At 33.7% G+C, this 15155-nt stretch carries 13 protein-coding genes; 1 reads left to right on the top strand and 12 read right to left on the bottom strand.

All coding sequences use genetic code 11. The features are described 5' to 3' along the window. Positions 1-5: 5 nt before the first annotated feature. The 6 genes from NTU58_00125 to secA form a co-directional block, all read right to left on the bottom strand. Positions 6-1040 carry an HTH domain-containing protein gene (locus tag NTU58_00125; GenBank protein MCX6764106.1) on the bottom strand — a complete coding sequence of 345 codons (1035 nt, stop codon included), beginning with the start codon at positions 1038-1040 and terminating at the stop codon, positions 6-8. Positions 1041-1097: 57 nt separating this feature from the next. Further along, complete coding sequence (gene secF, locus NTU58_00130; protein MCX6764107.1) at positions 1098-1988, bottom strand: protein translocase subunit SecF; 891 nt, start codon at positions 1986-1988, stop codon at positions 1098-1100. Beyond that, positions 1979-3334, bottom strand: a complete 1356-nt coding sequence (gene secD, locus NTU58_00135; GenBank protein MCX6764108.1) for a protein translocase subunit SecD — start codon at positions 3332-3334, stop codon at positions 1979-1981. The genes secF and secD overlap by 10 nt, the downstream gene beginning before the upstream one ends. 1 nt (position 3335) lies before the next feature. After that, positions 3336-3986: a DUF1614 domain-containing protein gene (locus tag NTU58_00140; GenBank protein ID MCX6764109.1), complete on the bottom strand. Its 651-nt coding sequence runs from the start codon at positions 3984-3986 to the stop codon at positions 3336-3338. A 4-nt stretch (positions 3987-3990) separates the two neighbouring features. Beyond that, entirely contained in the window at positions 3991-4389 is a 399-nt protein-coding gene (locus tag NTU58_00145) for a nucleoside 2-deoxyribosyltransferase (GenBank protein ID MCX6764110.1), read from the bottom strand. A 71-nt stretch (positions 4390-4460) separates the two neighbouring features. Continuing rightward, positions 4461-6971 carry a preprotein translocase subunit SecA gene (gene secA / locus NTU58_00150; GenBank protein ID MCX6764111.1) on the bottom strand — a complete coding sequence of 837 codons (2511 nt, stop codon included), beginning with the start codon at positions 6969-6971 and terminating at the stop codon, positions 4461-4463. Between the two features lie 154 nt (positions 6972-7125). Here secA and NTU58_00155 point away from each other — a divergent pair, with 154 nt between their 5' ends. Next, complete coding sequence (locus tag NTU58_00155; protein ID MCX6764112.1) at positions 7126-7332, top strand: hypothetical protein; 207 nt, start codon at positions 7126-7128, stop codon at positions 7330-7332. A gap of 156 nt (positions 7333-7488) precedes the next feature. Here NTU58_00155 and raiA read toward each other — a convergent pair whose 3' ends face one another. The 6 genes from raiA to NTU58_00185 form a co-directional block, all read right to left on the bottom strand. Further along, positions 7489-7878, bottom strand: coding sequence for a ribosome-associated translation inhibitor RaiA (gene raiA / locus NTU58_00160; GenBank protein ID MCX6764113.1), 390 nt, complete (start codon positions 7876-7878; stop codon positions 7489-7491). Between the two features lie 33 nt (positions 7879-7911). Beyond that, positions 7912-8781, bottom strand: a complete 870-nt coding sequence (gene murB, locus NTU58_00165) for a UDP-N-acetylmuramate dehydrogenase (GenBank protein ID MCX6764114.1) — start codon at positions 8779-8781, stop codon at positions 7912-7914. Positions 8782-9051: 270 nt separating this feature from the next. Beyond that, a complete protein-coding gene (locus NTU58_00170) occupies positions 9052-11151 on the bottom strand; it encodes an O-antigen ligase family protein (protein ID MCX6764115.1) in 2100 nt (699 codons plus the stop codon). 55 nt (positions 11152-11206) lie between these two features. Then, positions 11207-13072 (bottom strand): nucleoside-diphosphate sugar epimerase/dehydratase, encoded by a 1866-nt coding sequence (locus tag NTU58_00175; GenBank protein ID MCX6764116.1) that lies wholly within the window; start codon positions 13070-13072, stop codon positions 11207-11209. A gap of 2 nt (positions 13073-13074) precedes the next feature. Continuing rightward, positions 13075-14226 carry a DegT/DnrJ/EryC1/StrS family aminotransferase gene (locus NTU58_00180; protein ID MCX6764117.1) on the bottom strand — a complete coding sequence of 384 codons (1152 nt, stop codon included), beginning with the start codon at positions 14224-14226 and terminating at the stop codon, positions 13075-13077. Next, positions 14223-15155: a 1-deoxy-D-xylulose-5-phosphate synthase gene (locus tag NTU58_00185; protein MCX6764118.1), complete on the bottom strand. Its 933-nt coding sequence runs from the start codon at positions 15153-15155 to the stop codon at positions 14223-14225. The genes NTU58_00180 and NTU58_00185 overlap by 4 nt, the downstream gene beginning before the upstream one ends.

Here is a 15155-nt window from a genome sequence, read left to right on the forward strand (position 1 = left end):
TTAGTTTAAACTTTTAAAGTATATTTTCCCTGATCGTTTCTAGAAAAATATTTTTTATTTTGTAAATTTAATAAAATAGTATTTTCCTTAACCAATCTTTGGTTAAGAACTTTTTTTATAATTTCTTGTTTAGATAAAGGATCTTTATTTTCCTTTAAAACCCCCTGAATTATATCTTTTACTTGACCGGGCAAATAACCCCATTCCTTTAAGGCGTATATTCCCCTGCCCACTAAAACGAATCTTTGGTCTCTAATTAACTCGTTGTGAACGGTTTGAGGAAGGGCTTTGTTTTTCGAAACCAAATCCAATTGATTTATAGAATTGGTTACTTCATTGAAATGCAAGGGACGATTGGCTTTCTTTAAGGCTAAAAAAGCCTTGTCTTTCACTCCTCTCGGGCTTACTTCCGGCCATTCTTTCAAGCCAAAAAGACCTTCAGAGTCCTGGTCTATTTTTTTGGAAATTTCTAAATAAGATAATACCGCCTCCGAAGTTAACTTTACTTTAGGACCGAAATCTTTTTTAAAAATATTAAAAATTTCATCCTGGGCAATCAATCTTTCTTCTTTATTGAATCGTTCAATAAAATTATGAGTCACTTTTTGGGCAAAATCAAAAGAATCCAAATTGATCGTCCACAAAGAATGAAAATCGTTGTTTTCAGAGAACCTAAAAAAAGGATCTCCCAAGGTCAGCCAAAACAAAGTTTGGTTTTGAAATTCGGCGGGAGTCATTTTAGAAAGCAACAAATCTTCTCTTTTTAGATTACCGGTCCTTTTAAGATTGCTGATAAAATATTGAAAAACTTCCCGATAAAGAGGCTTTTTTAATTCTTTTTTTACTAAATTAATTCCCGAATCTTCAATCTGCCTTACTCTCTCCCGACAAACACCGTAGCTTTTGCCGATAGAATCCAAGGTCTCTCTTTCTTCTCCGCCCAAACCAAATCTGCGCCCGATCACATTTCGGGTTCTTTCCGGCAATTCATTTAATAAGTTTTGATAAATTTTTTGGGAATAAAAAGAAATATCAGTCATGTTTTTAAATTTTTAATATTAAATATTCCTTTATATAATCACATTTCAAAAATAATGTCAAGACCTTTTCCTCTTATTCCACCATACTAGAATAGGCGGAGCGATAAAAATAGAGGAATAGGTTCCGAAAGCCACTCCTAAAATCAAAGCTAAGCTGAAATATTTTAAAGTTTCCCCTCCAAAAAAGAAAATCATCAATAAGCAAAATTCTACAGTTAAAGAGGTGTTAATTGAACGAAAAAGAGTTTGATTTAAGCTTTCGTTAACCGCTTGTTCAAAAGAAAAGTTCTTTTTAAAAACGTTTTCCCTGATTCGGTCAAAAATAACCACCGTATCGTTAATTGAATAACCGAAAACAGTAATCAGGGCGACAATAATGGGCAAGGAAATTTCAATGAGATAAAATCTTCCAAAAAGAGCAAAAAGGCCTATAACAATGAAAACATCGTGACAAAGAGCAATGGTAGCGGCGATTGCATATTGCCAAGATTTAACGGGACCGGCCGAGACCTTTCTGAAAGCAACGGTGATATAAAAAAGTATCGCAATTATAGAAAAAATGGTCGCTTTTTTGGTTTTTTCTTTAACTTCATTGCCAACTACCGGTCCTATGGCCTCAAACCTGATTTCTTTTAATTCCTGTTTTTCTCCCAATCTTTGTAATATTTGCGCATGAACCTCCGGCGACAATTCTTTCATTCTTAAAATAACGCCTTTTTCTTCGGTCGGCTGAACGGTTATCTCGCCTAAATTTAAATCGGATAATTTATTTTGGATTTCTTGATTGGAAGGTCTTTGGTTTTGGTATTCAATTTCCAAAATACTGCCGCCTGTAAAATCAATGCTGAATTTCAAGCCAAAAATCAACAGAGAAAAAGCTGCCAGCAAAACAAAAATTCCGGAGAAAATAAGGTAAAGTTTATTGTGTTTAACAAAATTTATCGCCATAGTTTTTCCCATTTTTCAAATTTAGTGCCGACAAAAACCTTTATTAAATTTTTAGTAATAACAATTGCCGTAAAAAAACTGATGGAAACACCGATAAACAAAGCGAACGCGTAACCCTTTACAAAGCCTGTTCCTAACCCAAAAAGAATTAAGGCGACTACTATCGTGGTCAGGTTACTGTCCCTGATCGAAGAAAAAGCCCTGTTAAATCCGTTTTCAACCACGGTTTCAAAGCTTTTTTGCTCTTTTCTTTCTTCTCTCATCCGGGCAAAAATCAAAATATTAGCGTCAATCGCCATGCCGATTGATAAAATAAAACCGGCTATTCCGGCCAAGGTAAGGGTTATGGGTACCGCTTTAAAAACGGCTAAAACTAAAATTACATAAATTAATAATGAGATTGAAGATAAAAAACCCGGCAATCGATAAATCAAAATCATGAACGCAATAATTATTAAAAAGGAAAGAATTCCGGCTTTCAAACTTTTTTCTAAAGAAACGCTTCCCAAGGTGGGGCCCACTACTTGCTGGGAAATAAGTTTTATATGCACAGGTAAAGCGCCGGCGCTCAAATTCTGGGCCAAATCTTTTGCTTCCTGAACCGTAAACTTTCCCGTGATTTGGGCTCGGCCGCCCGAAATTTTTTCATTTACCTTAGGGGCCGATAACAAAATGCCGTCAATAAAAATAGCCAAGGGCTTGCCAACATTTTTTTCGGTAAGATCAGTAAAAACCTTTGCTCCTTCTTCATCAAATTGTAAAGCAACGCCAGCCTCGCCCGTTACCTGGCTGAATTCAACCCTTGCTCCTTTCAAATATTTACCAGTTAAAAGAGTTGATTGAAAAGGATCTTCCATTGTCCCGGTTGCCGTACCTCCTTGGATTTTCTGATTATTTTCTACAATTTTTTCATAATCTGACTTCACCTCTTTAAACTCCAGAAACGGAGTTTCTCCAACCATTTTAATGGCTTCGTTCACGTCTTTTATTCCGGCCAGCTCTATGATTAAGCGATAATAATTTCCGGCTTTTTCCGTCTGAACCAAGGGCTCAACCACGCCAAACAAATTCACTCTTCTTTCAATAACATCTCTCAGTCCTTCCATTACCGAGTCAAAATCCCTTTGCTCAATGCCGGACAGGTCCGCTTCGTAAACCAAGTGGATTCCCCCTTGAAGGTCCAATCCGAGCTTGAAGGGTTTGTCGGGAAAATGAGGAAAGCTAAAAGAAAATTTATGATTAAAAAAATCTACGCCCTGATTAAAATATTTCGGATAATCAAAAATTCCGGCCAGCAAGGCCCCGGCTAAAATCAAAATTAAAATTAAGTTAGTTTTTCTTTTCATGTTAAAAACCGGTTAAAAAAGCTGAAGCAATCCCCACTAAAAATATTCCGTCAAAAACGCCCGCTCCCCCTATTGATAAAGTTCCGGAATAAAATTTTCTTATTTTTCTGATTTTAAGAATATCAGCCCCTACTAAAACGCCTATTACTCCGGAAATAAAAGCTACGGGAGCTGAAAAACCGGGTACTAAAATCAAAGAAATAATAGCGGAAAAAATAGGAGGGACAAAGGCCGGCAGGGCTATTCCTTGCCCGGGAATTATCTTTGACAATGAATAAGCAACAACAACCATCAGGGCCGTAGCGAGTAAGGTCGGTTTTAAGGGAACTTTAGTTAAAAAGAAGATTGAAATTAAAATGGGAATGATTGCTCCTCCCAAATTTATTGCTATTCCCTGAGAAACGATTTCTTGTTTTTTAAAAAGATTGAAAAAATAAGGTTTTTCTATATAAACTCTCTTTGGTCTGGTTAAAGGAATATTAACCAAAGATCCTGCAAAAATCAACAATAACATTAAAAAAGTGGCTTCCTCTGCAAAACCTAAATTCCCAAATCCAAAACTAATAATACGAAAAAAAACTAAAATAAACAAGAGGGGCAGCGATAAAGCTAACAAAATAATGATTAAACAACCGAAGGGAATTAAATACATGTTTTTATTTTTTTCCTTTGATAAAAAACGCTTTAAGTTCTGTTATAATATCTTTTATTCTGTCATATTCAATTATCTTATCAGCGATTCCCTTAGTTGTGTCCTTAATTCGCGTTCCTCGTTTCATAATTACTATAATTTTCTTACCAAGAGCATATGCTATTCCTGCCTCAATTGCCCGTCCTGTTGGCTTATCGGTCATATCAATTAGCAAGGCATCCGATTTTTGAATTTCCTCTTTTGATCTTTGCATGAGATCCTTGGGATTATCAAAAACTTTTTGATAATTTTCTACGTCTCGAATAAAACTAAAGTCTTCGAACCCAGCGGATTTAACAATGGAACATAATTGTTCTATCGTTTCTCTACTATCTCCAAATGACGATGTAATGTAAGCTCTCATACCTTTTTATATACCGTGACATTTCTTATCTCAGTAGCAGAAGCTTCGCTTCGCTACGGGATTACGCGTTGTCATACGCCATGACAACGCTTATATTTTTTCCCACTTCCACACGGACAAGGATCGTTTCGGCCGGGAGTTTCTTTAGTTTTGGGAAAATAAGCAGCTGAAGAAGCGTTATCCCTTAAGGTATTTTGATTTGGTTCTTTCCTTATCTCGGCTTTTAAAATAGATTGAATAATTGCTGATTCAATAATTTTTAAAAGATTTTTAAAACGCTGATGGCCTTCGGTTTTATATTCAACTAAAGGGTCCTGCTGGCCGTAAGCTCTTAATCCTACGGCATCCTTTAGGTCCTCCATGGAATCTATATGGTCCATCCAAAAAGAGTCCAAAGTTCTCAAAGAGGCTATTTTTTCAATTTTTCTCATATTCTCTTCCCCTATTTCCTTTTCTTTAACCTCGTAATCTTTTTCTGAAAAACCCTGGTCTCGCACTATTTTTAAAATTTTTTCTTTCAGTTCTTGGGGCGAAGCCGTTAAAAATTCTTTTCTTTTCCTGTAAATCGTTTCCCGGTGTTTGTTCATTACGTCATCATATTCCAAAACGTGCTTTCGAATGTCAAAATTCATGCCTTCAATTTTTGATTGGGCAGACTCAATGGCGTTGGAAATTAACTTGGCTTCTATGGGCTGGTCTTCGGGAATGTTTAACCTTTCCATTAAAGATTTTAACCGGTCTCCGCCGAAAATTCTCATTAAGTCGTCATCCAAAGAAACAAAAAATTGGGAAGAACCCGGATCTCCCTGCCGGCCGGCTCTTCCTCTCAATTGATTGTCAATTCTCCGAGCTTCATGCCTTTCGGTTCCTATTATATGCAACCCTCCTGCTTCTTTTGTTTTCTTGGCTTCATCCAGATTTGGCGGATTACCACCTAAAATAATATCCACTCCTCTGCCGGCCATGTTTGTGGCTACGGTTACAGCCCCTAATCTTCCGGCCTGAGCAATAATTTCACCTTCTTTTTCGTGGTGCTTAGCGTTTAAAATTTGATGGGGAATTCCTTCTCTTTCCAAAATCTGTCCCAAATATTCGTTTTTTTCAACCGACCTTGTCCCGATCAAAATCGGCTGCCCAATTGAATGTCTTTTTTTAATTTCTTCCACCACGGCTTTGAATTTTCCTTTTTCGGTTCGATAAATCCTGTCAGGCAAATTTTTTCTGGCAAGGGGTAAATTAGTGGGAATATTCTCAGCCTCCAGATGATAAACCTTGTCAAATTCTTCAGCCGAAGTTAAGGCGGTACCAGTCATTCCAGCTAATTTTTTATACATTCGAAAATAGTTTTGAAAAGTAACAGAAGCTAAAGTTTTTGATACGGGCTGTACTTCATTTCCTTTACCCTGAATATATTCTTTAGCTTCAGCTGCTTGATGCAACCCATGAGACCATCTTCTCCCTGGCATTAACCTGCCAGTAAATTCATCAACGATAATTATTTCTCCATTTTTTACCACATATTCCCTGTCTAAAATAAAAAATTCTTTTTTTCTTATGGCATTATCTATTTTTTTTAATAAATTTTGTGAATCTAAAAAATCTTTTTCTGACCAAGGACCATTTTCTGACCAAGGGTCTTTTCCTAAAATTTTAATAAAATTTTCTTGGCCTTCTTTTGTCCATTCAAATGTTTTTTGTTTTTCATCGATTGAATAATCTACTTCTTTTTTTAACTGTTCAGCAATTCTAGCAATCTGATAATATCTTTGCTGTTCTTCTTTCCATTCTTTTTCCGACATTAAAGCCGTTTCGGGCATAGATATTATTAAAGGAGTACGGGCTTCATCGATTAAAATGGAGTCAACCTCGTCAACAATGGCAAAATTATATCCTCGCTGAGATTGATCTTTTAAATCATAAACCAAGTTATCTCTTAAATAATCGAAGCCGAATTCATTATTAGTACCATAAGTAATGTCTGCAAGATAAGCTTCTCTCCGAGAAATCGGCCTCAAAAAATTTTGAACTATTTTAAAGGAGCCGAGTTCGTCTCTGGCCTTATCTTGCTCTTCGTCCGGTTTTTTATAACTTGGGTCATATAAAAACGACTGCTCATGATTCAAGCAAGAAGTCGACAAACCCAAAGAATCGTAAATTTGACCCATCCAAACCGCGTCTCTCCGAGATAAATAGTCGTTGACCGTTACCACGTGGACGCCCTTTTCAGTCAAAGCATTGAGATAAACGGCCAAAGTAGCTACTAAGGTTTTCCCTTCTCCGGTTTTCATCTCAACGATTTTTCCCTGATGCAGGGCGATTCCGCCCATTAACTGGCAATCAAAATGTCGCTGTTTTAGGGTTCTTTTGGATGCTTCCCTGGCCAAAGCAAAAGCTTCGGGCAATAAATCATCCAAATTTTCTCCCTTTCCAATTCTTTCTTTAAAATCTTTTGTTTTTACTCTAATTTCATCTAAAGAAAATTTTTCGGTTTCTTTTTCAAAACCGTTAATTTTTTCTATCAAGGGTTTTATGCTTTTTATATATCTTTCATTAGAGTTCGCAAAAATCTTATCAAAAATCATAAAATTGATTGTTTAAAATTGTTTTTTATTTTACAACATTTTTTTCAAATATTCAAGGAATAAATAATGTAAAAATAAATAATCTTATCCACAGATAATTTGAACAATACTATTAAAAGTACTATTATTAAATAAAGAAATAAATAAAAAATTTATGGCAAACCAAAGGAAAAATCCGTTATCAATTATAAAAAACATTATATACGTTATTCTCTTTTTAGCCATTATATTAGTTACTTTTTTAATTATTTTTAATATTGAATTTGAGGAAGCGATCAGGTTTGCTCTTTTCTTTATCTTAGTGTTTTTATCAGTCGACCTTTTTAAAAAATTAAGAGAAGAAAATATAGTTAAAAAATAAAAAAATATTTTAAAAATATCAAACAAAAAATCGCCTAATTGGCGATTTTTTTCGAATATCGAAGCCAACCTAACCTCTTGAAGTAAAAAATATTATAAACTACTCCATTCATTAGGGGCGGAGTATCCCCTTTAGAGCAAATTCTTTTGTCCCGATTTATCGGAACAAAAGAAAATTTTTAATTCTTCGGGCCATTCTTTTATATCTTGAAACCTGTTTTTGTTTATATCGGTCAATTTCTCCCTGTAATTCGTCCTTGACCTCATCAATTGCCAAATACATGTCTTCTTTAATTGATTCAGCTCTCAAACTTCTGCCGGGCAACCTTATTTGGCATTCGGCTCGAAAAACTTTTCCTTTATGGTGATGATGAGTGGTCCTTTCCAGCTCTACCCAAGCCTCGTAAGAAGGTTTCCCTTTTTCAAAATCTTGACCTTTTTCCCCAATTCGCTGAAGAAACTTTTCCAGCTCCCCTATTTTTTTTTCAGCATAATCTTTCAGTGAGGGGGTCAAGTCAATATTGGTTGTTTTAATAATAATTTTCATATTGTTTTTTTGTTTGATTATTTAATTTAAAAATTAAAATCCTAAATATTTGATTTCTTCTCTTAGTTCAATTTTAAATTTTTCTTTTACTTTTCTCTTTGCCAAATTAATTAAATTTAAAACATCATCGGCTTTAGCTCCGCCTAAATTGATTATAAAATTAGCGTGTTTTGAAGAAATTTGAGCTTTACCAATGATTTTTCCTTTCAGTCCGCATTTCTCAATCAGCTCACCGGCTGATTTTTGAGGAGGATTTTTAAAAACAGACCCGGCCGATGGAAAATCTAAAGGGTGATTTTTGATTCGATAATCTAAATAACCTTTTATATCTTTTTTAATTTTGTTTTTTTCACCTTTTTTTAATTTAAAGACGGCCGAAAGAATAATTAAATTTTCTCTTTTTTTAAAAATACTCTCTCGATATTTAAAACAACATTCATTTACTTTAAAAGCTCTGATTTTCTCGGTTTTAGCGTCATAAGCCTCTACTTCTCCTATAACATCTTTAATTTCCCCGCCAAAAGCTCCGGCATTGCCTCTTATTGCTCCGCCAACGGTTCCATAAATTCCTCTCGCCCACCCTAATCCTGAAAGCCCTTTTTCCGCCGATTCATTGACCACTTTCGATAAAGAAACACCCGCTTCTGCAAAGACTTCAAGTCCTTTGGTCTTAAAGTTAGAATTTTGGATTTTTATAACTAATCCGTCAAATCCGTTGTCTGCAACCAAAAGATTGCTTCCTTGTCCTAAAACAAAAACTGGGATTTTCATTTTCTTTGATTCTCCTATCGCTCTGATTAATTCTTTTTTCGTTCTAGCTGTAAAAAAATATTTCGCAGCGCCTCCAATTTTAAAGGTTGTATAGGGAGCTAATTTAATATTTTTTTTAAATTTAGGAACCATTTTTTTATTTATAACAGTTTTAGAAAAAAAACAAAAGGGCCGGAAGAGTTGACTCCAATTCTAAGTTTTTTAGTGAGTGCGTACCTTCCGGCCCAATTTAAATTATATAAAAATTTCTTTTAAAAAGCAAAAGGCCTCGCTCGAGGGAGGTCTTTTGCCAACTTTAGAATTGTAATCCGATAAATCAGATTACACTCACTGTTTAAATATTAGCAAATTTAAAAAAATTGTCAAGGGCAACCTTGATCTTTACAAGGGCAACCTTGATCTTTATATTGATTTTAAAATAGGCTCAATATCTGTCCGCCAATCAGGATTAATTTTAAGGGCCTCATCAACTCTTTCTTGAACAAAACTCGTATTGCCGGTTACCCTTGCTATTATTTGAGCGATTTGAATTGCTACTAAGTGAGATCTTTCGGCTCTAGGCTCTAAGTCTATGGCTTTTTTAGCTAAAGACATAGCTTCTTCGGGTTTATTTTTAAAAAGCTCTGTTTGAGCTAAAGCCCAGTAACCCTGTTGATTACCAGGCCCTATTTCTATTGCTTTTTTTAAAACCTCTTCTGACAAGTCAAACTTGGAGGAATCGAAACGTCCGTAAATATTATAAAGCCTGCCGAGAGATAAATAAGAAGTATAGAGTAGGGGTTGTTCTTTAATATTTTCTTTCATTGCGTCAATTGCAAAATCAAGCTCCTTTTTTTGATAATCTTCCGGAACCTGTTGGGATAATTCTTGCTGGGAAAGCATTGATGCATATTGGGTAAAGGTTTCTCTTATTTCTTTTCTACCCAAGGAAGAAATAGCTAATGTTTTTTTATAAAGAGATACTCTTTCGTCAATATTTGAAGATTTAAGAGCCACTACCGTATAATTATCGGCCCTTAAAGGTTGAATAACAAAATTAAAAAAAGAAAAACAAAAAACAACAAAAATAATTAATATAATAAGAGGATTAGGAGGGATTAATTTTTTTTCAAAATCTTTTTTTCTTTCAGAGGCAACACTTCCTATAAAACCTAAAATTAAAAAAAACATTACCAGACTGTTCACCATATCAAAAACAGTAAGATTTTGAATAAAATAAGCAATTAAAGCCGCAGAAAATATTACTGCAATTGAAAAATCAACTCTTTCGGTAAAATATTTTTTCCAAGATACATAAAAAACTGCGCCTAAGATTCCAAGATAGCTAAAAAATCCGATAATACCGTTAGAAACCAATAAATCAACCACAATATTATGGGCTCGGTCATACCACAAATCAGCTCCGGCTTCCGGTAATAACATTTTAGGATTAAAATTTTTAAAATAAGCATAATGAAAATTCTCCGGACCCCAGCCTAACAATGGTTTCTCTAGCCAAGCGTTCCAGCCTGTTTCCCAAACATATAATCTTGCCTTAGCGGAAAGACCGACTTTTTCAAGTAAAAACTTTTGAACAAAATTATCTTGCAATTGGATTGAAAAAAATAAAACCACAGCAAAACTTAAAGAAGTGACCGTCAAAATAATAATCGCAGCTATTTTTAAAATTCCTTTTTCATAAAAAATAATTTTTAATAAAAAGATAAGAATCATTCCGCAAAAAAAAGCAATAGCTGCCGCTCGACCGGTACTTAAAAGTAAGCACAAAACAAGAAAAATAAAGCTTGCCGGATAAAAAATATCAAATTCTTTTATTTTAATAAAAGAAAAAAAAGATTCATTTTGAAAGTTATGATTTTTTTTTCCTATATTAATAACAAAAAGATATAGGGCAAAAAAAGCGTTAAACATTAAATAAGTAGCCAGAAAAGAACTGTTTCCCAGAGTAGCCCCTCCTCGAGTGCCCAAACCCATTTTTTCAAGAGGATTAATCTTGGTTTGGCCTAAAAGCATTAAAAAACCTATTAAGATAGAAACCATTATCGAAAATTCAAAAATTCTAAACCAGTCCTTTCTTTTAAAAACAGAAGAAACAACTATGAAAAAAGTAAAAAGATGAAACCACATTAAAAGACCCGTCATTCTTTCGTATTTTGACCAAAAACTCTGAGAAAAATCCGCTCCGAAAACAGAGGAAACAATAGAGGCAATTATAAATACAATTATAGCTATTAATAAAATATTTAATTTCGGCCTATATTTAGGATAGAAAATCGCTAAAATTACATAAAAAAGAAAAATTATTTCGCTTAAACCAAAAAAATAAAGACTTTTAGGCCCTACAAAAGGAAAAAAGAATTTGCCCGATAAAATGATGGGGGTAAATAATATCAAATATGTGCCTATTTTTATGATAAATAAGCACATTCTTTCTAGTAATTTTCCTAAAAAAACAGAATAAGAATCAATTTTTAATTCTTTTATATTATTAAATTTATTCATAAATGAAATTTAAATGATACTTAATATTATACAAAAATAATACAAAAATCAAGATTTAAAGGTTTTCGAAATAAGGAATCAATTTTTTAAAAACTGCCAGGACTGCTTCTTTTTTTCTTTCTTTTGCGGCAACCTCCAGCTCCTTTAGGCTGTTTTCTAATTTTTCTTCGTTAACTTCAGAAAGTTTAGCGCTAAAAATATTCTGATTTTTAGTTACCAAAACACCTTCTTCGGCGGTTAAAATTTCTTCAAAAAGTTTTTCTCCAGGCCGAGGTTTTGTAAAAACAATGTGAATATCTTTGTCGGGTTCTAGGCCGGACAAACGAATTAAATCTTTGGCTAAGTTTAAAATTTTAATCGGTTTTCCCATGTCTAAAACAAATACTTCTCCTCCTTGACCCATTTCCGCCGCCTGCATTACCAAAAGACAAGCCTCTGAAATCAGCATGAAATACCTCTTCATTTCCGGATGGGTAACTTCAATTGGCCCTCCCTTTTTAATCTGTTCTTTAAAAATAGGAATAACGCTTCCCCTGCTATCTAAAACGTTGCCAAATCTTACTGATATAAATTTAGTAACGCCTTTTTTGTTTAAAAATTGGCAAACCATTTCCCCTATTCTTTTGGTGGCGCCCATCACAGAAGAAGGTTTTACGGCCTTATCGCTGGATATAAAAATAAATTTTTCCAATCCATACTTCATTGCCGCCTCTGCAACTGTCTTTGTTCCAAAAATATTATTTTTAACTGCTTCGTCCGGATGTTCCTCCATCAAATGAACGTGCTTGTAAGCAGCAGCGTGAAATAAAACCTGAGGTTGAAATTTTTTGAAAAGATAATCAATTTTATCATTATCTTGAATATCGGCAATTTCAGCTGAAAAATTAAGGCTAGGAAACTTACCTCTTAATTGTTCTGAAATATTAAAAATACCTGTTTCGTCCTGATCAAGCAAAATAATCAATGCGGGATTAAATTTTGCAATCTGCCTAGATAATTCAGAACCAATGGAACCGGCAGCTCCGGTAATTAAAATTTTTTTATTTTTTATAAAATTTTCAATTAAAGAAAGGTCTAAAAAAACAGGCTCCCTTTGAAGCAAGTACTCAACCTTCAATTCTTTTAAGTCGGCTAAAGAAATTTGACCGTCGATGATTTCGGCAACAGAAGGAATTATTTTAATTTTCTTAATACCGGATTCTCTGCTTTTTTCTACCGCTTTTTTAATAACACTTGATCCGACAGAAGATAAAGCAATAATTATATTTTTTATTTGATTTTCTTTAACTATCTTAGGGATATCATCGATTCTCCCTAAAACTTTCAATCCGTGGATGGTAACCCCTTGTTTTATATCATTGTCGTCGATAAAACCAACCGGATAAAAAAAACTGGATTTTAAAATTAAAATACTTCTTGCAATTTGTTCTCCCGCATCACCGGCTCCAACAATCAGAGTTTTTTCTTTTAATTCAGAAAATTTTCTTTCAAAAATTTGCAAATAAACTCTTTTTGCAAAACGAATTCCTCCGCAAAATAAAATTATCAAAAAAAAGCTCACAACAAAAGTAGAGCGGGGAAAACCATAAAAAATAGCTTTATCTTTAAATATAAAAAAAATTGCGCCTAAAATAGAAAATCCTACAATAGAAGACTTAGCTAAAGATATAAGCTCTTCGGCGCTAACAAAAGACCAAGAAAAAGAATAAAGCTTATTAAAATTAAAAATCGGAATTAAGAAAAATAAAGCCAAAACGGCCATTATTATGATAGCTCCAAAGTATTGACCAGGTATTTCAGCTTCAAATCTTAAAAAAAATGACAGATAAACAGCCAAGGGTATCAAGAATAAATCATTTAATAGAAAAAAAATCTTTCTAGTGGTTGGCGTTCTTTTTATTTTTTTCAATAATTCCTTCATTTTTAATTTTTATTAAAAAAATTTTTAATACAAGTTATTACGTATTCTGTTTGTTCATTCGTTAACTCGGGATATATCGGCAAAGATATAACTTCTTTCGAAATTTGGTCTGTTTTTTGAAGATTAAAAGAGTGTAAGTTTGCCAATGACTCTTGGCGAAAATTCGGAATACCCCACTTAACAAGAATCTCTACTCCATTTTCTTCCAGATGCTTAATTAATAAGTCGCGTTTTTTAGTTCTAATAACATAATTCTGAAAAACATCAAAATAAGGACCTTCTTCCGTGGGAGGAGGTGGTAAAATTAAATCCCCCACTCCGAATAATTGCTTGTTATAAAAATTAGCAATTTCCCTTCTTCTTTTTATCCAGCCGGAAAAATATTTAAATTTTACGTTCAAAAAAGCCGCCTGTAAGTTGTCTAAGATTGTATTGAAGCCATAAAAAGAAATTATACTGTTTTTGCTTTTCTTCTGCTCATCGGTCTTTAAATAAGACGGAGTTTCTCCATGATCTCTTAAAAGATAAAGTTTTTCGGCTAAATCTCTGTCGTCAACACACAGCATTCCTCCTTCTCCATAAGAACCTAAAATTTTTGCCGGATAAAAACTAAAGCAAGAGGTTTTACCGAAGGAGCCTACTGGTTGATTTTTATATCTGGCTCCCAAAGACTGGGCAGCGTCTTCAATTATAATAAGGTTATGTCTTTTAGCAATATCCATAATCTTGTCCATCTCACAACAACGGCCATTGAGATGAACGGGAATTATGGCTTTGGTATTTTCTGTAATTGCCGACTCTATTAACTCGGGATTCATATTAAAATCATCTCTGATATCGATTAAAACCGGCTTAGCGCCACAATGAACAATAACATCTATCGTAGCTATATAAGTATGGTCTACTGTAATTACCTCGTCTCCCGGCCCAATATTGTTGGCATATAAAGATAAAAATAAAGCACCCGTACAACTATCTGTTCCAACACCATATTTTTTACCAACATAATCAGCAATATCTTTTTCGAGCTTCACTAAATCAGAACGATAAATTAAATCACCCGATTCCATTATTCTTTTAAAAACCGCGTCTATTTCTTTCTTTATTTTTTGATATTGAAGAGGATAATTTATAAAAGGAACCTTATAATTCATATTTTTTTAATTTTTTCTTTATATTTTAAAATTTGGTTCACTATTTCTTCTGGAACAAAACCGTATTTCTGATGAAGATATTTAGTATCTCCTATTTCCAATGAATATTCGTCGGGTATTCCAATTATTTTGAAAAAACCTAAATAATCAGATTCTGCTAAAATTTCAGCCACTGCGGCCCCCAAACCACCCACAACACTATGTTCTTCCAGGGTAAATATTATTTTTTTATCTTTTATTTCTTCCAATAAAATTTTTTTATCTATCGGTTTAAGAGTATGGATACTTATTAATTTAAAATTGTAACCGAATTTTTCTAATTTATTAACCACGTCTCTCCCAACTTTCAAAAGAACGCCGGTAGTAATTATGGCCCCATCTTTTCCATTTTTTAAAATTGACGGCTTTCCTATGATAATATTGGGATTAAAATCATATAATGTCTCTTCTCCTTTTTTATTTAATCTAATGTAAGTTGGATTTTTTGTTTGATAAGATTTTAAAACCAATTCTTTCGTTTCTATGGGATCAGCGGGACAAAGAACGGTCATATTCGGTAATGCCCTTAAAATAGCTAAATCTTCAATGGCATAATGGGTAACCCCTAAATTTCCATAAGTAACTCCTCCCCCTATTCCCACTATCTTTACGTCTAATTTTTGATAACAAACGTCATTCCTGACTTGTTCAAAACATCTCATTGTTACAAAAGGTATTATTGAATAAACATACGGTTTTTTTCCGGAAAGAGCCAGTCCGGCAGCTACGCCCATCATATTTTGCTCGGCCACTCCGCAGTTAATAAAGCGTTCTGGAAATTTTTCTATAAAATCCTCTAAAACAGAATAGCCCAGATCTCCCGTTAGAAAATAAATGTTTTTATCTTTTTCAGCCAATTCAACTAAAGTTTTAATAAATATTGTTCTCAT

It is taken from the genome of Candidatus Nealsonbacteria bacterium (assembly GCA_026396195.1).
In the GTDB taxonomy this organism is placed as follows: Bacteria; Patescibacteriota; Minisyncoccia; order Minisyncoccales; family JAGGXC01; genus JAPLXH01.